The organism is Mesorhizobium sp. M7A.F.Ca.CA.004.12.1.1, from assembly GCF_003997835.1.
Classification (GTDB): Bacteria; Pseudomonadota; Alphaproteobacteria; order Rhizobiales; family Rhizobiaceae; genus Mesorhizobium.
This window is the reverse complement of sequence record NZ_RZRK01000016.1, coordinates 1-18,110: the sequence shown is the minus strand read 5'-3', so window position 1 is coordinate 18,110 and position 18,110 is coordinate 1. Positions and strand designations below refer to the sequence as shown.

Here is an 18,110-nt window from a genome sequence, read left to right as displayed (position 1 = left end):
GAATGGCCCCTCCGCCACAAACGTGCAGGCCATCGACAAGCTCGACGCCAAGCGCTGAAAGACGCGGGGAACCCGTTACTGAGTTAACTGGTCAAGGCGACCCGCATCGCCTCGATCACGGTAACGGCGGACGCTGCGCCCGGGTCCATGTGGCCAAGCGAGCGTTCGCCGAGGCGCGATGCCCGGCCTTTCGTGGCGACCATCGACTTAGTCGCCTCCGCGCCTGCGTTTGCCGCTTGTGCAGCAGCTTCGAGACTGCCCGCCAGATCCTTGCCGGAGGTCAGCGCTTCGCCCGCTGCCTGCGCAGCCGGCGCCCATGCATCGATCATCGTCTTTTCGCCAGGCTCGGCCTTGCCGCGATCCTGAATGCCCTTGGCCATAGCCTGGAACAGGGCGACCACGTCCGAATCGTCGAGCGTCGTCTTGCCCTTGACGGCTGCCGCGCCCCGCATGAACGCGGTCGCATAGAGCGGCCCGGAGGAAGCGCCGACGGCATTCAGGAACGATTTGGCAGCGGTGTTCAGCAAGGTGGTCGGGTCGGTTGCCTCTGCATCCAGTGCGGCGACGGCATCGCGTGCAGCGGAAAATCCAAGCTCCATCGCGATGCCGTGGTCGGCGTCGCCGATAACCCCGTCAAGCGCGCACAGTCGGTCCCGGTCGGCGGACATGGCGGTTGCGATCGCCGCGAACATCGCGACAAGGTGGGCGGTGTCGATTGTCGTCATGTCTTAGTCCTTGCCACAGAAGTGGGTTTAGCCGGCGCGAAACATGGCGCAGTCGCAGGGGTGATCCAGCATCGTCTGCAACTCGCCGTCGAGTTGGTGCAGCGTGATCGATGCACCAGCCATTTCGAGCGAGGTGCAGTAATTGCCGACCCAGCTTGCGTGTATGGACACACCGATCTCATCGAGCCTCTGCTTCACGCGCCGGTTCATGATGTAGAGTTCCATCAGCGGCGTTGAGCCCAGCGAATTGACGAGCACCGCGACCTTGTCGCCGCGCGTAGGCGCCATCTCGTCGAGGATCCTGTCCAGCATCTCGTCGGTGATCTCGTCGGCTGTTTTCAACTTTTCGCGCGCGATGCCCGGCTCGCCATGGATGCCCATGCCGATCTCCATCTCGTCCGGCCCGATCTCGAAATTCGGCCGGCGGGTCTGCGGCAGCGAACAGGGCGACAGCGCCACGCCCATGGTGAAGGTGTGGTCGTTGGCCTTGCCGGCGATGCGCTCGCATTCGTCGAAGGACAGCATCCGGTCGCAGGCGGCACCGGCCGCCTTAAAGATGAAGAAATTGCCGGCGACGCCGCGCCTCTTGTGCCGCTGGTCGCGCGGTGCCGAGGCGACGTCGTCGGTGCTCAGCACCGTGCGCACCTCGATGTCGTCCATGGCGGCCATCTCGGCCGCCATGTCGAAATTCATCACGTCGCCGGCATAGTTGCCGTACATGAACAGCACGCCGGCGCCGCCGCTGACTGCCTTTGCGCATTCGAGGATCGGGTCCGGCGGTGGCGAGGCGAAGACATTGCCGATGGCCGCCGCATCGGCCAATCCCTTGCCGACGAAGCCAAGAAAGCTCGGCTCGTGGCCCGAGCCGCCGCCAATGACGAGGCCCACCTTGCCCTGGCGCGGTCCGTCGCAGGCGATGATGGAGCGTGGGCTACCCTCCACGCTTTTGAGATGGCGGGGATGGGCTGCCAGGATGCCTTCCAGCATCTCGTCGACGGCGCGGTTGCCGGCATTGATGATCTTCTTGGTCTGCACCCGGCATCCTCCCGATTTCGGCATTTTCGCAGATAATACCGGGTGTTACCGGGATTTCCACCCGGCAAGGAGCATTTCGTGCGCAGAGGTGTTCCCGCAGGCTATCACCTGGACGTAGGCGTTAGTTGTTTCAACCGCCGAGGCCGTCGCGGATGGCTGAGAAATAGCGATCGGTTCCGACCTGGCCGCCCTTGAGCGCGACCTCCAAGCCGTCGATCGCCTTGACGCGCGCGTGAGCAACGCAGAGCGGCGAACCCGGCGAAGCGGGCAGCGGCATGCGGATTGTCAGGGCATCGACACCCATCTCGCCCAGCGCGTGGCTCGACGTATCGCCGCCGGCAATGACCACGCGCCGCAGGCTCTGTTCGATCGTCAGGCTGCGAAGGATTTCTCCGAGTCCGCGGCCAAGCCTGTGGCGGGCGCCTTCCTGCCGGTCGATTTCGGCGCCCCTGTCGGCAGTGGGACCAAGCGCGGTGTAGAGGATGACGCTGCGCCCGGCTTGCAGACTGGCACGGCCGCTTGCCGTTGCGCGCGTGATCGACTGCTGCGAAGCCTCCGAAACCAGTTCGACCGGGTCGACCTCGATGCCGTCGAAACCGTCGGTCAGGGCATGCCGGATCTGCCGTTCCGTGGTCGGCGAGCAACTGCCCGACACGACGGCTATCCGCTCGGCTGCGCCCGGTGGCGTGAAGCCATGTCCGGCGCCGACAATGCCATTCGACGCCCATTCGGCCAGCAACGCATACTCGACCCCGGACGAGCCGACGACAAAAGAACCGCCGGGCTTGCGAACGCGCCACAGCTCCTTGCCGGCAAGGGCCTGGGTTTCCAGATTGTCGACATCGACAAGCACGATGCCGGTGCCGTTTCCGATCATGCGATCGAACGCCACCGACCGCGACGCCGACTGCAGCGTCGCAAGGTCGACCAGCCCCGAGCTCAGCGCCGTCTGCCGCGACAGATGGATCAGCAGGTCCGACTCATCCATCGGCGTCGTCGGGTGGCGGCTCATCACCGGGTGGCGGTCGATGCGGAAATATTGGTCGCGATAGGCGGCGAACAGGTGGCCGAAGGCGGTGTAGCGCTTGAGCTGCGGCGCGCCGACCAGCAGCGGCACGCTGGCTTGCGCGAACACCGAGCGGCCGATCTCGGTGGCCCGGCCGATGCTGCCGATCGTCGGGCTGGAATCGAAGGTCGAGCAGACCTTGTAGTGACAAATCTCGGCATTCAGTGTCTTCAGCCAGGCAAAGGCATCGCGCAGGTATGTGTCCATCCATCGCGGTGTCTCGCTGCGGCTGGTGCCGGCGAGGCCGATCGCCCGGCAATGGGCAAATCGTGAAAGCAAGGCATCGTCCGGCTGGCGCATGAACAGCACGGTCGGCACACCGCCGAGCTCGGGCGCCTCCATCACATCGGTCGAGCCGGTCAGGTCGTCGCCGTAATAGCTGAGAAGCAGGTCCTGCATCGTCTCAGGCTGCCTTGCCGTCGCCGAATTTTTCGATCGACCGCGCCAGTTCGGGATGGTTCAGGGCGAAGTCCGCCAGCGGAATGCCGTCGACCGCCGCTTGCCAGGCCTGCTGCACGGCGCGCACACCGGCGCCCGGCCCGTCCGGATGGCTGACGATGCCGCCGCCGCAGAGATAGAGAAGATCGACGGTCCGTCCGGTCCGCGCATATGTCTCAGGAGCCTGGCCACCCCACTGGCCAGAGCCCGCCACCGGCAAGGCGCAGTCCTCGGGTGAAAAGATCGGTGTCGTCACCGCCTTGAACGATTCGACGAAAGAGTCGTCCGGCTCCCAGTATTTCGAGGCGATGCCGTTGATCTGGAACTGGTCGACGCCGAGCAGTCGCCAGAATTGCTGCCAGACCTTGAAGTCCATGCCTAGCCCGGGGTGCCGGGTGAGGATGTCCCAGCCGTTGCGGTGAGCATGCAGCACCAGACTGGAGCGCTTCCTCAGGAACGCCATGCCACCGAAGCCGATCGAATTGATGTTGATGACAGCGCAATTGCCGCCAGCCTTCGCCACCATATCGTGGTTGCGCATCATCTCATCGGGGTCGGCATGCGAGATGCCGAAGGCATACATCACCTTCTTGCCGGTCTTCTGCTCGTGGTCGAGGATCAGCGGCACGATCGCCTTCACTCGTTCCGACAGGGGCGAATAGGCCGGGCTCATCAGCTTCTCGTCGTCCTTGATGAAGTCGACACCGGCGGCGATCAGTTCCGCCACCATTGCGGCCGTCTCATGTGGCCGCAAGCCCAGCGCCGGCTTGACGATCGTGCCGATGATCGGACGGTCCATCACACCAGTCAGCCGGCGGCTGCCGGCGACACCGAACTGGGGGCCGGGATGCGCGCCGCGATACTCCTCCGGCAATTTCATGTCGACGATGCGAATCCCGGTGAGGCCCTTGATCGAATAGGTGCCACCGATGGCAATGGTCATCAGTGCCGAAAGGTCGGTGCCGATGGCATCGAATGGAAAGGCGATATCGATATCGGCGCGCCTGAACGGCCCGTTGCCGCTGTCGGGAAGCGACGGCCGCTCGGCATCGGCCAGAGGCCGTATCGCCAGCACGCGCGCCGCCACCCGGGCTTTCAGTTCCTCGGTCTCGCCGGGCAGCGCGACGAAGGTGCCGGTCGACTGATCGCTGGCGATCTTGGCCGCCAGCGCTTCGATGCTTCCAGGCGTTTCGATGCGGTAGGTGAGGGTTATCATGGTCCGCTGTCTCAAGCCGAGGCGTTCGAAAAAGGTTCACTGGTGTTTCAAATCTGGTATAATGAGTACATAAGTATTGCAAGCCATATCCGGCAGTCGGATCGACAGACGGCAATTCCGGGAATTGTGGCGGCAGTGTTAGATAGGGCCGGGTCAAGGGAGTGATTCGCGACGATGAACCGTTCGGAACCGATTGTCCGGCGCAAGCTTTCCGATGAGGTCTTCTTGCGGCTGAAACGCCTCATTACCAGCGGCGAATTGATGCCGGGCGACGACATGCCTTCGGAACGCGAACTGATGGAGCGTTTCGAGGTCGGCAGGCCGGCGATTCGCGAGGCGATGCAGGCGCTGAGCAATATGGGCCTGGTCGCGATCTCGCATGGCGAGCGCGCCAAGGTGCTGCAGCTGACCGCCAAGTCGATCATCAAGCAGGTCGATGGCGCCGCCAAGATCATCCTGTCGTCGTCGAAGGACACGCTGGAGCACCTGAAGACCGCGCGCATCTTCTTCGAGCGCGGCATGGTCAGGGAAGCCGCCGAAAAGGCCACCGCCGAGGATGTGCTGCGGCTCAGGGCCACCGTTGCCGAACAGCGCGGCTTTCGCGGCGATTCCGAAGCCTTCATCTCCGCCGACATGAAATTCCATACGCAGATCGCCGCGATCTCCGGTAACCCGATCTATGTTGCCGTCAGCGAGGCGATGCTGGGCTGGCTGAAGGAATACCACACCGAAATGCTGATCTGGACCGGCAAGGAAAAGTTCACGCTGACCGAGCACGAAGAGATCATCGGCCGCATCGAGAAGAAGGATGCCGATGGCGCCGAGAAGGCGATGATCAAGCATCTCGAACGCTCGCGCGCGCTCTATGTGATGAATTCCGAAAAGTAACTTCAGCCGAGCCGGGTGATCGCGTAAGGCGTCATCACGACCTGGCCTCGGTCAAAAGCTGAAATGTCGACCTGCACGTCTTCCGCCGTCAGGTTCGCCAGCCACGCGATTGTCTTGCCCGAGGCGGAGCGCCCGGCCAGCGCCAGCACCTTGGTTTCATCGCTCGTCCTTGCCGACACATGCGCAAGGCCGGCCAGCTCGCAAAGCCCCTTGATGGCCCCGAAGATCGGCCGGCGCGATCCTTCCGCGACGGGTTCTCCGGATGACGCCAGCACGCCGAACGGTCCGGTGAAGCTGGAGAGCGTGAGCTGTTCCAGTCCAGCGGGCGCGACGCGCGCGGCATATCCGATCGTCCATGCAGCAGCGAACTGACCGGTGTGGCGAGGATCGCTGGCGGCCATGGCAACGCGCTGTCCCCCGGCATTGGGTTTGGTCGCGCTGCCATAGGGGTTCTGGCGCATGGCAATCGTCGACGGGCCGATCCGATAGGGCTTTGCCCCGAAGATCATCGCCCGCGCCGATTGGGTGATGAAAGGCAGCGCCTCCAGCGATTGCATGATGCTGAGATCGTCGGCGGCATGCACGATCGGGCAAGTACAATGGGTGATGAAATCGAGCTGGTCCGCCGGCACGCGCTTGCGGTTGAGTTCGGTGAAGTAGCTGAACATGCCGCCGCCGAGGCGGATATCCGGAAAGGCGCGCCGCGCGGCCGCGTAAACATCCTCGAGCGGCGGACAGTCCGGCCACGTGCTGCCCGGCGGTGTCGACTGCCGGTCGACCGAAGGCGACACGGCAATGGCCGAGAGTTTTAGCCCGGCCTGGCGCACCAGGTCGGCGACACCTGACATCTCGGCGTCAAGATCGCCGGCGCACACAACGACGCATTCGAGGGTCGTTGCGGCAGCGTGGGCATTTGCGAGCCGGGCGAAAGCGCGCAAGGCGTCGAGCCCGTGGCCGCGCGTCGGATCGTAGTGAAACAGCAGCTGTTGTGGGCCGAGTGTCGTCAGCGTGGAGAGGTTCGCCAGTGCCGTCTCGACATCTTCGGGATAGATGACCACGCCGACATCCGGCAGCGTTGGCCCGGCTTCGCCGAGTTCGACGCGGACCGGTTCGCTGGCCACGGCGGCAGCCGGCGCTTTGCCTTCACCTGCGATGCGCAGGCTGATCGTCTGGCGCAGGGTTTGGCCGGCAGGCAGCACATAGGGCCAGGGCAGCGCCAGCGGTCGCACATAGGTCTTGTAGGAGGCGTCCGACCAGTTGCGCTGGTCCTCCATTTCGAAAGTATCGCTTTCCATCCGGCATTCGGCGGTGACGCCAGGCCGAACCTGATGGGTGATGGCGCGGATATCCTTGAAAGGCTGCCAGGGGTCTATCAGTTCGGGAAGCTTTGTCGCCTCCACGCTGCCGTCCGTATGCTCGACCTTGACCGGGCTGCCGGCGAGGTCGGCGATCGGGTGAAGGATGCAGAAGCCGCAGCGGTTGGTTTCGAAATCGCTCTCGGGAAGGGCGCTGACCTCGAAGACCAGACGGCCATCGGCGGAGCCTTTGATGGTGGCGCGGAAGCCGAGCCGGGTTCCATCGGGGGCCAGGCAGCTTGCCGAATAGCTGACCGAAAAAGCGTCGGCAGCCTGGTCGATGATCAGGTCCGTCAAATTTGGCTCATAGGTGCCCCAGTCGCGGTCACGCACGATATAGGCGACGGCGCGTAGCACTTCGGTGCCGCCATGCTGAATGGTGCGCAGATTGCCATTGACGAAGTCCGCGCTGAGCGCGCCCGCGCTGAGCCTGACCGGCTCGACCTCGACCGTACGCGTGCCGTAGAGCAGGAAGGCGTCGGCGGTCATTTCAGCGAGGCGTCGAGTTGCACCGGTTGCCGGCTCGCGGCCCCAGCATAGGCGGCCTCGACCAGCGCGAACGTCTTGAGATTGTCCGCACCCGAGGTCGCCGGTTGTACGCCCTTTGCCAGGCAATCGACCCAGTGCTGCTGGATGGCGACGACGCTTTCCTGGATGTTGTGCCAAGGCCGCGACGCCCACGGCAGCAGCGGCGGCGAAACGTCGGTGACGGCCGTGCCGCTCTTGCCGGTGACGGTCAGCCGATATCCCTGCGCCAGCCGGATCGTGCCGTCGCTGCCGTCGATCTCGATCAGCGTCTCGGGAAACGGCTCCGTGGCGAGCTTCGTCGCGTAGCTGCAGTCGACCACCGAGGTAGCACCGCTGTTGTGATCCATCAGCATCGTCGCGACGTCCTCGCCCGATATGCCGGGGTTGATGCGCACCGTCCGCGTCGTGATCGTGGACACATCGCCGAGCAGGAAGCGGGCGATGTCGAGGATGTGGATGCCGAGATCCTCGATGATGAAGCGCCTTCCCGTCGCCAGATAGGGCTGGCCGGAAAACACGTCATAGGCGGAGCGGAAGGAGATGCGACCGAAGAAGGGCATACCGATCTCGCCGCTGTCGAGCACGGCGCGCACCGCCTGGATCGGCGACTGCCAGCGAAAATTCTCATGCACCATCAGCGGCACGCCGGCTTCCGCGCATGCCCCGACCATCGCCTTGGCATCGGCGAGCGTCGGCGCGAACGGCTTTTGGCAGATCACCGGCACGCGGTGCTGTGCCGCCATTTCGACAAGCGGACGATGGCTGGGCGCGCTGGTGGCGATATCGACGAAGTCGAGGTTTTCGCCGGCAAAAAGTTCCCCCGCATCGGTATAGCGCTTCGCAATGCCGAATTGGTCGCCGACGATCCGCAACCGTTCCGGGTCACGGTCGCAGATGGCGACGATCGAGGCGCCCGCTATGTCGCGCCAGGCATGCATCTGGTTGACGGCAAAGAAGCCGCAGCCGATCAGCGCTCCTCGCAACTCCGCCATGCTCAGCCTGCCTTTGCCATCTGCATCAGCGTCACCCGACTTTGCAGCCGGCGCTGCGCCTGGTCGACGACGACGGCAACGATGATGACGAGGCCCTTGATCACCATTTGCCAGAACGAACTCACACCCATCATCACCAATCCGTCCGAAAGAATACCGATGACGAAGGCGCCGACGATGGTGCCGCCGATCGTGCCGCGCCCGCCCGACATCGAGGTGCCGCCGAGCACCGCCGCCGCAATGGCGTTGAGCTCGAAACTTTCGCCTGTCGCCGGATGCGAGGCCATCAGCTCGGACGAGATGATCAGGCCGACGATCGCCGCGCAGAAACCGGAGAACATATAGACGAACATCTTCACCATGTTGACACGGACGCCTGAAATCCGCGACGCCCGTTCATTGCCGCCGACGGCGAAGATGTGGCGGCCAAGCGGCGTGTATTTGGCGAGATAGGCGGCTCCCAGTGCAACGACGATCAGGATCCAGATCGCCACCGGCAGGCCGAGCAGCCGGCCGGCACCGAGGAAACCGAAGCCGGTGGTGCCAAGTTCCGGTTTGCCGACCAGGTTGGGGAAGGTGCGGCCATCCGACGACAGCAGCGCCAGGCCGCGCGCGACGTAGAGGACGCCGAGCGTGGCGATGAACGGTGCAACGTTCAGCCTGGTGATCAGCAATCCGTTGACGGCGCCGATCAATATGCCGACGGCCAGTGTGATCAGCGCGATCTCGAAGACGTTGAAATAGATGGTGTAGCCGATCTGCAGGTCGATGCCGTTGAGCACGAGATAGCCGGCCACCATACCGCACAGGCCGACGATCGAGCCGACCGAAAGGTCGATGCCGCCAGTGATGATGACGAAGGTCATGCCCATCGCCAGGAATGCGTTCAGCGCCACGTGCTTCGACATCAGGATCAGATTGGCGGTCGATAGGAAATTCGGCGCCGCGATCGAGAAGAAGATCAGCACGGCGATCAGCGCGATGAACGTCCGAAGCTTCATCACGGTCAGCAGCACCGAGCCGCTGGAAGTGGAGGGAGCGGCCGCTTTGGCTGGGATGTCAGTCATGGGCGGTGCTCTCCGTGCGTGGGGTCGGTCCGTGGCCAAGCGCGGATGCAGCCACGAGTGCCGCCTCCGTCGCTTCGGCGCGATCGAACATGCCGGTCAGTTTTCCGTTGCTCATCACCGCGATGCGGTCGGACAGCGCCATCACCTCGTCGAGGTCGGAGGTGGCGAACAAAATCCCCAAACCGTCGCGGGACAGTTTGCGCATGGTGCGGAAGACGTCGGCCTTGGCGCCGACATCGATGCCTCGGCTGGGCTCGTCCATCAGCAGCACCTTGGGTTCGGTGAGCAGCGCCTTGCCGATCACCACTTTCTGCTGGTTGCCGCCCGACAGCGACGACACCTCCTGCGCAGGGTCGGCGACCTTGATCGCCAGCTCCCGCACCATCTGCGTCACCGCCTGCCTTTCGTCGGCGCCACGGATATGGAACAGGCGGGCAAATCGCAACAGGCTGGCCAGCGTCAAATTGCTGGCGACCGAGAGGATCGAGACCAGCCCTTCGCGCTGACGGTCTTCGGGGATCAATGCCAGGCCACGCCGGATGCGCCGCGTCGTATCGCGCTCCTTGACCTTTATACCGCCAATGAAGATCTCGCCCGTCGAATGGCCGTGACGGCCCATGATGCAGTCGAACAGCTCGCTGCGCCCGGCGCCCATCAGGCCGTAAATGCCGAGGATCTCGCCGGCACGCAGCGACAACGAGACATGGTCGACGGCAAGTCCGCCGGTGGCGCGGGGCAGGCAGATCTCCTCGGCACGAAAAATCTCTTCTCCCGGAAGATGGCCGTCGGCCTTGGCGAAGTCCTTGGCGTCGGAGCCGATCATCTGGCGAACGATCCATTGCGTGTCGACGTTCTTCATCTCTTCCTGGCCGGTGATGCGGCCGTCACGCAGCACGGTGATGTAGTCGCCGATGCGGATCAGCTCTTCGAGCCGGTGCGAGATATAAACGATCGCCACGCCGCGTGCCTTGAGGTCGGCGATCACCTTGAACAGGATCTCGACTTCCGCAGCGCTCAGCGCCGAGGTCGGCTCGTCCATGATCAGGATGCGCGCGTCGAGCGAGACCGCCTTGGCGATCTCGACCAGCTGCTGCTGACCGATGCGCAGATCCTCAACCAGCATGTCTGGCCGTATGCCGGCTTGCAGGCGTTCCAGAAATTCCGCAGCGCGGTTTTCCTGTTGCTCGCGGTCGATCTTGCCGAAGCGGTTGGTGATCTCCCGGGTGGCGAAAATATTCTCGGCGACGCACATATTGCCGAACAGGTTCAGCTCCTGGAACACCATGCCGATGCCGCGGTTCACCGCGTCCGCGGACGAGGAGAAGGAAACCTCTTCACCTTCCAGCAGGATGCGGCCGGCGGTCGGCCGTTCGACACCGGCGATGATCTTCATCAGCGTCGACTTGCCGGCGCCGTTTTCACCGACCAGCACGTTGACCGCGCCCTTGCGCACCTCGAAATTGGCGCGCTTGACCGCAACGGTGCCGGAATAGACCTTGGAGACGTCCTCGAGCTTCAGGATGATTTCGCGCTCAGCTGTCGCGCTCATGGTTTCGGCCCGATCTCTGCCTCCGCCGGCGTCACCAGCGGCAGGTCCTGGCCGCTCCCCAGCGTATAGGCGCCGAGCACCTTGGCGCTGCGGCCTTCCAGCGCATCGCGTGGCAGCTTGGAGAGCACCGTCTTGTCGGCATAAGCGTTGAACGCCTTGCCGAACTGGGCGAAGTCGATCTGGTTGGTGAAGTCGTTGAACTGGATGAAGTCCAGGCTGTCGCGCAGCGCGGTACCGCGCACCGCCGGTCCGATCTGCACTCGTGCATCGGCTTTGCCGTCGCCGTCGATATCGACGTCGACGGTTGCTGCCCGCGACTGCGTGTTGGCCGTGACGATCTTGCCTTCCAGGCGAACCGCGAAAGTCCAAGGCGAATTCGCCTGCTTGTTCGGATTGCCGTATTTGGCGCCGGCAGCCGATGGATCGGTTGTCGCCAGGGTGTGAACCTGCGCAAACGGTCCGGCTTTCTGCTGGAGATAGGGCACGACCTTTGCCGCCCATGTCTCTTCGACCATCTTGTCTGGATTGAAGGCGGGAGCGTTGTCTCCGGCTTCCGATTTCGTAGGCAGGATCTTGCAGGCGGTCAGGCTGATGCCGACCATTACGGTAAGGGTCGGCCAGTTCGGCTTGGTGTTCAGCATGGCGGCCTGTCGTTCAGCATCGTGGGCGGCCCACGGAAAATGGCGGCGAGGGGCGAAAACCGATGTTCGCCCCTCGCTATTGAAATCACGCTGGCTCAGTTCGTCAGCGCGAAGGTCTCCAGCTTGGCGGCATTGTCGCCATTGATCAGAACGCAGTCCATCAACTGCTTTTCCTTGGCCGGCGACTTCTTGTTCTTGATGAAGTCGTTGGCCTGCTCGACCGCCATCTGCGCCTGCGCGAAGGCCGGCTGCAGCACGGTTGCCTTGATACCGCCCGACGCGATGGAGTCCCGTACGTCGTTCGATCCGTCGAAGCCGACGACGATGACGTCCTTGCGGTTCGCCGCGGCAAGTGCCGCATAGGCGCCCATCGCCATCGTATCGTTGCCGGAGATCACGCCCTTGATGTCGGGGTTGGCCTGCAGGATCGATTCCATCTTGGAATAGGCTTCCGTCTGGCTCCAGTTGGCCGACTGCTGGGCAACCATCTTCAGGTCCGGATAGTCATCGATGACGTCGTGATAACCCTTGGAACGAATGCCGGCATTGGTGTCGGATTCCTTGCCGACCAGTTCGACGAAATTGCCCTTCTCGCCCATCAGCTTGACGAATTCCTGCGCGCCGAGCTGGGCGCCCTGGTAGTTGTTGGAGACGATCTGCGCCACGGCCACGCCGGTGGCGTTGATCTCGCGGTCGATCAGGAAGGACGGAATGCCCGCATCCTTGGCCTTCTGCACGGCGGCGACGGTGGCGTCCGCGCCTGCATTGTCGAGGATGATCGCCTTGGCACCGCGGCCGATCGCGGTGTCGATCAGCTCGGACTGCTTGTTGGCGTCGTCGTCATGGACCAGCACCAGCGCCTCATAGCCGAGTTCCTTGGCCTTGGCTTCCGCGCCGACGGCTTCCGCCTTGAAGAACGGATTGTCGTGTGAGGGCGTGATAATGGCGATGAGATCCGCCGCATAGGCGGGCACTGCCGTGCCAAGCGCCAGCATGCCGGCGAAAGCCGCAAGCGTCATTCTGCGTGTGAGTTTCATGAAGTCCTCCCGTTTGAAAAATTGCCTTGATCGGCCAATGGCTTTGTCTGCATCCGAATTCGTCAGGCAGCGCGGGCCGCGGATCGCTTGGGTCGAAAACCGTTGCCGGCTTACCCAGGACGGATCGTTGCTCCCCAGCCATCCTCCACTTGCCCAGGCATCGTGCTCCCTGCGAAACCTTGTCGATCCGAGCCATGAACAGCTAAGCCAACTGGTATGATGAGTCAACCACAAATTCAGGTGACATGTACCTGATGAGCTACCAAAACCGAGGATCGGCAATGGCATGCCGGGCCTTCGAGGTGCTGCGTCAAGCACCTGTCTTCTCTCAGGTGATCCGCTGAATGCTGGCGGCGATCTCTTCCGGTTCGAACACGCGCTTCCAGTCGTCACGCATCAGCACCGGCTTGCCGAACTCGATCGCCTTGTTGCATGCGTCGGAGAAAACGCCCTTGGTCTCGCCGAAAATGACGGCGCCGAGCACGTTCATATGGCCGAGCAGGAAGTCGAGTGCCGCCTGCTGGTCGACGCCGCGCGCCACGACCTCGTCGACGGCTTCTTTCATGACCACCAGCAACGAGGCGCACACCGTCTCCGAAAGGCCAGGCTCGAGCAGCGCCATCTGTTCGACGCTGACGCGGTGCGAACGCATCACCGGCGCCCATATGATCTTCGCGATCGCCTCGCCCTTGGCGTAGTCCTCTTCCGGGCCCTGCATCAGGGCGCTGACCATGTGCTGCTTGGCCTTCACGCCGCCGAAATAGTCCTTCTTGGCTGCCATGTCGGTCTCGTCATTGAAGATCGGCGGATGGCAGGGGTGAGTGACGAAATAGGTGAGGTCAGGCCGCTTCGGCAGATGGCCGGCGAAAGGTGCCGCCGCGTCGAGCACCACCACCATCGTGCCTGGCGCCAGCTTGCTCTCGATGCTGGCCGCTACCTTGCCGATATGCGTGTCGGGAACGGCCAGGATCACCACATCCGCGTCCTTGAGCGCCTCGTCGGCACTGACCGTATCGAAACCCAGTCCGGTCTTCAGCCGTTCGCGGCCGGCATCGCTGACCTCGACATGGCGTATCGTGTAGGGCGACCCGCGAAAATTGGTCGACAGGCGGTAGCCCATTTTCCCGCCAGCCCCGAACAGCGCAATCGTTGTCATCTGGTCACCACTCCTGTTCTTCGGCGACGGCATCGCGCGTCGTCAACTGATCAACTGGTATAATCACGCTACCAGATTTTGGCAATGCGATAATGACCATGCGATGCGTTCGCCGCGTCATCGGCTGCCGCCGGTAGCACGAGAATCATGGATGGCGCGCTCGGGATATGATCTCTAGATCACCAGAAGAAGCCCGCGCTTGCCCGCTGAGTGCGCATGAGCGCTGCTCTGCCATCCCCAGAAATAGGAGGCATGTGATAGGGGTCGGAGGTCGGGCCGGGCGCTACTTCAAAAGATCGACCAGCATGTCGAAAGCCGCATCGATATCGCCACGAACCGCCGCCTGAACTGCCTGCTCGTCCCGGTCGCGCAGGGCCGCAAACATCTGTTGATGGTATGTGTTCGCGGTCGAGTAGGACCCATGCAGCATATTGAAATAGGGGCTGATCTGCAGCCATAGATCCTTGATGATCTTGAGCAGGGTTTCGGATCCCGCTGCTCGGTAGATTGCGAAGTGGAAGGTATAATTCGCCCTGAGATAGGCCTTTACGTCGTCCGCGCCATTCGCGCGTTCCAGTGAGTCCAGATCGCGCGCGAAAATCGCAAGATCCGCATCACTCCGGTTCTGTGAGGCCCAGCCGGCGGCGATGGCCTCTATCTCAAAACGTACATTGCGCAAATCGGTGAGCCGCTCGCGGCTGAGCGCCGGAATACCAATGGAGCGTCCGGATACCACAGTGAGCGCGTTGGCTGCCGTCAGGCGCCGCAGCGCTTCCCTGACCGGCATCGGGCTGACGCCAAAGGCGTCGGCGAGGCTCTGAACCGTGACCATCTCGCCCGGTACGATGCTGCCGTCGAGGATCAGTTCGGTGACCTGATTGTAGACCCGGTCCTGCAGAGTTTCCTTGGACAGTGGAATGATCTCGACACCAGGCTTCCTGAACGCCGATCCAGCCATCTCCGGTCAACCTTCCCGCCCAAGGGCGACACTATTGCTTGTCTGGGAATGCAAGGTTCGTGGTGCCACGTCAAGCGGCCGACATAGCCCGTTTTGATATAAACGATTTCATCATTGATATTTGATCAAACGATGTTACGGTCGCTGGCATCGAATGGCAAGGGTTACGTTTTGTGCCCTTGGGAGGCATTCGGTCGTTCTGTTTGGGAGGAGTTTCACATGGGTATCGGATCGAAAGTCCGGCGGCTCGCGCTGCTGGCTGGGATGGCTGCATGCGCCTTCGGCCTGTCCGCCGCGCAGGCAGCCGAGAAGCACAAGATCTTTCTCAGCATGAGCTACATCGGCAATGATTGGCAGGCGGAGGCGGCCAACATGGTCAAGGCCATGGCCGCCCACAAGAGCCTGGCCGACAAGGTCGACCTGCAGGTCCAGGTCGCTGGCCCCAACGCGCAACGCCAGATTCAGCAGATCAACGCGATGGTGCAAAGCGGCGCCGAGGCGATCGTCGTGTATCCGATTTCCCCGACCGCGCTCAACCAGGTCGTCAAGAATGCCTGCGACAAGGGCGTGAAGGTCTTTGCCTACGACGCCGAGATCACCGAGCCTTGTGCCTACAACGTCCACATCGACCAGCTGGAAGCCGGCAGGGTGACCGCCGAATGGCTGGTCAAGAAGCTCAACGGCAAGGGCAACATCATCGCCATCACGGGTGTCCCGGGAACATCCGTCGACGATCAGCGGACAAAAGCCGCCAAGGAAGTCTTCGCCAAATATCCTGATATCAAGATCGTCGGCGAGGCTGTCGGCATGTGGAGCCAGGCGGTCGCCCGCACCGAGCTCTCGAAAATCCTGGCCACCCGCAATTGGGACGACATCAACGGGCTGTGGATGCAGGTCGGCTGCTTCACCGCCAACTCGATGCAGCTCGAGGCTGGCAAGAAGACCAGCGAACTCCTGCCTTGCGCCGGCGAAGGTTCCAATGGCGGCCGCATCCAGATGCTGCCGGAGGGCACCGAAGTCGAAGGCGCGGCCGCGCCCTACGCGCCGGCCGGCGCACAACGCATTTCCTACGCCTCGCCGCCTTATTCGGGTGCGCTGGCGCTGAAGCTTGCCGTCGAGGCGATCGAAGGCAAGGACGTGCCTAAGACCACCATCCTGCCGCTGCCGGTCGTCACCAACGAGACGATCAAGCTGTGCGACGAAGGCACATGGGCGGAGATGAAGGCCGGCTGCAACGCCTTCAAGCCGTCGCTGGTCTCCAACCCGGGCTGGTTTGCCTCGATCTTCTCGGACCAGACACCCGAGGTCGGCCTCGCGGCTGCCCTCGTCGGACAACCGGAAGAATAAGCCTCCCAAGGCGATCTTGACGATGCGCGGACATTTTCTGTCCGTGCATCGTCAGCCCATGCCAAGCCTGGCGATCGAGGACAATGACAGAACATTCCGAGCTCCCCGCCATCGAGATCGACGGCATCAGCAAGGCGTTCGGACCGACCGTTGCGCTGGACGGCGTGTCGTTTGCGATCGCGCCCGGCAGCGTCCATGCCCTGCTCGGTGAAAACGGAGCGGGCAAGTCGACACTGGTGAAGCTGCTGTCCGGACTGGTCCGGCCGAGCCAAGGCCATGTCCGTGTCTTCGGCAAGGAGATCGCTTACGGCGCGCCGCGCGCAGCACATGCGCTGGGCATGCAGACAGCATTCCAGGAGATGACCTTGGTGCGCGACCTCTCCGTCCTCGACAACATGATGCTGCCTTACGCCCCGGTCGGCATCTCCGGCCTGATCCGCCGCGGTGCCGCCCGCAAGGCCGTCCGCCGCCATATCGAGGATCTCGGTTTTTCCGTCGATCTCGACGCCGAGGTGAGTGAGCTCGAGCTTTCGGTGCGCCAGAAGATCGAGATCGCGCGTGCCGTCTACCGCAAGCCGCGCATCCTTTTGCTCGACGAACCGACCTCGACGCTCGCCGGCCGCGATGTTGACTGGCTGGGCGACATCATCGCCGGGCTGAAGGCGGCGGGTACCACCATCGTCTTCATCACGCACCGCATGCGCGAGGTCCGCGCCTTTTGCGACACGCTGACGATCCTGAGAAACGGCCGCCACATCGTCACCGCGCCGGTTGCCGATGTCTCGGATGGCGACGTCATCGAAAAGATCATCGGCCGCAGCATCGAGCAGACCTTCCCGCCCAAGCCGGACAGCGCCCAGGCTTTCGGGCCGCCGGTTCTGGGCGTGCGCGACCTAAAGGTCGGGCGCAAGCTCGACGGCGCCGGCTTCGATCTGCGCAAGGGCGAAATCCTCGGCGTCGCCGGGTTGCAGGGCATGGGCCAGCAGGACCTGTTCCTGGCCTGCTTTGGCATGGCCGAGATCGAGCGCGGCCACATCCTCGTCGACGGCCGCAAGGTCTGGCTCGGTTCGCCGGCCGATGCCTTGCGCCCCAACATGGCCATCGGCCTGGTGCCGGAAGACCGCAAATCCGAAGGCCTGTTCCTGAAGCTGTCGGGCAGCCAGAACGCCACCCTGCCGGTGATATCGCGCTTCACACGGCTAGGCCTTGTCGACGCGCAGGCTGAGACCCGCTCCGTCGAGGCGGCATTCGACACTGTCGAGGTCGACCGCCGCGCGCTTTGGACGCGGGCCGGTGCGTTTTCCGGGGGCAACCAGCAAAAAATCGCCATCGCCAAATGGCTGGTGGCGCAGAGCCGCATCCTTCTGTTGTTCGATCCCACCCGAGGCATCGACGTCGGCACCAAGCACGAGCTTTATGTGATGATGCGAAACTACGTGGCTTCGGGCGGTTCGATCCTGCTGCACTCGACCGAGATTCCCGAACTCGTCCACCAATGCGACCGGGTCCTGGTTCTCTACGACGGGCGCATCGCCGCCGAACTCGAAGGCGACGCCATCACCGAACCGGCCATCATGCGCCCGGCGCTTGGCCATGCCGGGGAAGCCGCATGAGCAGCGCAGCAGCCTCATCCCCTGTTCCCGGCGGCTTCGGTCTGCGCCGCGCGCTGGTGCGCAATCGTGGCGCGCTGATTGCCGCGATCGTCCTGGCGATCCTGCTCTTCGTTGTCGACTGGATCAACGCCGGGCCGCTGACCTATTTCGACGTGTCGTTCCTGTCGAGCGGCGGCACCACCTCGGCGCTCGCCGCGATCGGTCAGACCATCGTCATCCTGTCGGGCGGTTTCGACCTCTCTGCCGGCGCGGTGATATCGCTGGTCAATGCCGTGCTGGCATCGAGCATGGACCCGATGGCGCCAGGCGCCAGCATCATCCTGTGGACCGCCGTCGGCATCGGCGTCGGCATGGCGGTGGGCGCCTTCAACGGCTTCTTCATCGCCGTGCTGCGCATGCAGCCCATCGTGGTGACGCTGTCGACCATGTTCATCCTGCAAGGCGTGACGCTGCTGGTGATGGACAAGCCCGGCGGCTTCGTGTCGCCCGATCTCGGTAC

The 18,110-nt window shown here is 63.3% G+C and carries 15 protein-coding genes and 1 pseudogene; 4 read left to right on the top strand and 12 right to left on the bottom strand.

Annotation, left to right across the window (positions count from 1 at the left end; translation table 11 throughout):
- Positions 1-83: 83 nt before the first annotated feature.
- The 4 genes from dhaL to oiaX all read right to left on the bottom strand — a co-directional run bounded on the left by dhaL (position 84) and on the right by oiaX (position 4,480).
- On the bottom strand, positions 84-725 hold the full coding sequence (gene dhaL, locus EN984_RS01860) for a dihydroxyacetone kinase subunit DhaL (RefSeq protein ID WP_127269792.1): 642 nt from the start codon (positions 723-725) through the stop codon (positions 84-86).
- A 27-nt stretch (positions 726-752) separates the two neighbouring features.
- Positions 753-1,760 carry a dihydroxyacetone kinase subunit DhaK gene (locus EN984_RS01855; protein WP_127269790.1) on the bottom strand — a complete coding sequence of 336 codons (1,008 nt, stop codon included), beginning with the start codon at positions 1,758-1,760 and terminating at the stop codon, positions 753-755.
- A 130-nt stretch (positions 1,761-1,890) separates the two neighbouring features.
- Complete coding sequence (locus EN984_RS01850; RefSeq protein WP_127383616.1) at positions 1,891-3,225, bottom strand: four-carbon acid sugar kinase family protein; 1,335 nt, start codon at positions 3,223-3,225, stop codon at positions 1,891-1,893.
- 4 nt (positions 3,226-3,229) lie between these two features.
- On the bottom strand, positions 3,230-4,480 hold the full coding sequence (gene oiaX / locus EN984_RS01845) for a 3-oxo-isoapionate-4-phosphate decarboxylase OiaX (protein ID WP_127268636.1): 1,251 nt from the start codon (positions 4,478-4,480) through the stop codon (positions 3,230-3,232).
- Positions 4,481-4,654: 174 nt separating this feature from the next.
- Between oiaX and EN984_RS01840 the strand changes: the two genes are divergently transcribed.
- Positions 4,655-5,368 carry a transcriptional regulator NanR gene (locus tag EN984_RS01840; RefSeq protein WP_063167520.1) on the top strand — a complete coding sequence of 238 codons (714 nt, stop codon included), beginning with the start codon at positions 4,655-4,657 and terminating at the stop codon, positions 5,366-5,368.
- A 2-nt stretch (positions 5,369-5,370) separates the two neighbouring features.
- On the opposite strand, the gene EN984_RS01835 is transcribed toward EN984_RS01840, so the two are convergent.
- The 8 genes from EN984_RS01835 to EN984_RS01795 form a co-directional block, all read right to left on the bottom strand.
- Positions 5,371-7,212 (bottom strand): hypothetical protein, encoded by a 1,842-nt coding sequence (locus EN984_RS01835; RefSeq protein ID WP_127268637.1) that lies wholly within the window; start codon positions 7,210-7,212, stop codon positions 5,371-5,373.
- On the bottom strand, positions 7,209-8,243 hold the full coding sequence (locus EN984_RS01830; protein ID WP_127268638.1) for a Gfo/Idh/MocA family oxidoreductase: 1,035 nt from the start codon (positions 8,241-8,243) through the stop codon (positions 7,209-7,211). Before EN984_RS01830 ends, EN984_RS01835 begins: the two co-directional genes overlap by 4 nt.
- Before the next feature lie 2 nt (positions 8,244-8,245).
- Positions 8,246-9,310, bottom strand: coding sequence for an ABC transporter permease (locus tag EN984_RS01825; protein WP_027036223.1), 1,065 nt, complete (start codon positions 9,308-9,310; stop codon positions 8,246-8,248).
- Positions 9,303-10,859, bottom strand: coding sequence for a sugar ABC transporter ATP-binding protein (locus EN984_RS01820; protein WP_127269784.1), 1,557 nt, complete (start codon positions 10,857-10,859; stop codon positions 9,303-9,305). Before EN984_RS01820 ends, EN984_RS01825 begins: the two co-directional genes overlap by 8 nt.
- Positions 10,856-11,500 carry a DUF2291 family protein gene (locus EN984_RS01815; protein WP_127269050.1) on the bottom strand — a complete coding sequence of 215 codons (645 nt, stop codon included), beginning with the start codon at positions 11,498-11,500 and terminating at the stop codon, positions 10,856-10,858. The genes EN984_RS01820 and EN984_RS01815 overlap by 4 nt, the downstream gene beginning before the upstream one ends.
- Before the next feature lie 95 nt (positions 11,501-11,595).
- Entirely contained in the window at positions 11,596-12,537 is a 942-nt protein-coding gene (locus tag EN984_RS01810; protein ID WP_127269049.1) for a D-ribose ABC transporter substrate-binding protein, read from the bottom strand.
- Positions 12,538-12,865: 328 nt separating this feature from the next.
- Complete coding sequence (locus tag EN984_RS01805) at positions 12,866-13,693, bottom strand: phosphogluconate dehydrogenase C-terminal domain-containing protein (protein WP_127269048.1); 828 nt, start codon at positions 13,691-13,693, stop codon at positions 12,866-12,868.
- Positions 13,694-13,976: 283 nt separating this feature from the next.
- Positions 13,977-14,651, bottom strand: a complete 675-nt coding sequence (locus EN984_RS01795) for a GntR family transcriptional regulator (protein ID WP_013533053.1) — start codon at positions 14,649-14,651, stop codon at positions 13,977-13,979.
- Positions 14,652-14,870: 219 nt separating this feature from the next.
- Between EN984_RS01795 and EN984_RS01790 the strand changes: the two genes are divergently transcribed.
- The 3 genes and pseudogenes from EN984_RS01790 to EN984_RS01780 all read left to right on the top strand — a co-directional run.
- The gene (locus EN984_RS01790; protein ID WP_127273122.1) at positions 14,871-15,998 is read left to right on the top strand and encodes a sugar ABC transporter substrate-binding protein; all 1,128 of its coding nucleotides are present in this window, start codon (positions 14,871-14,873) and stop codon (positions 15,996-15,998) included.
- An 83-nt stretch (positions 15,999-16,081) separates the two neighbouring features.
- Positions 16,082-17,611: a sugar ABC transporter ATP-binding protein gene (locus EN984_RS01785; RefSeq protein ID WP_127271393.1), complete on the top strand. Its 1,530-nt coding sequence runs from the start codon at positions 16,082-16,084 to the stop codon at positions 17,609-17,611.
- Positions 17,608-18,110, top strand: a pseudogene (locus EN984_RS01780) (ABC transporter permease); the annotation flags it as partial. The gene EN984_RS01785 and the pseudogene EN984_RS01780, both read left to right, overlap by 4 nt.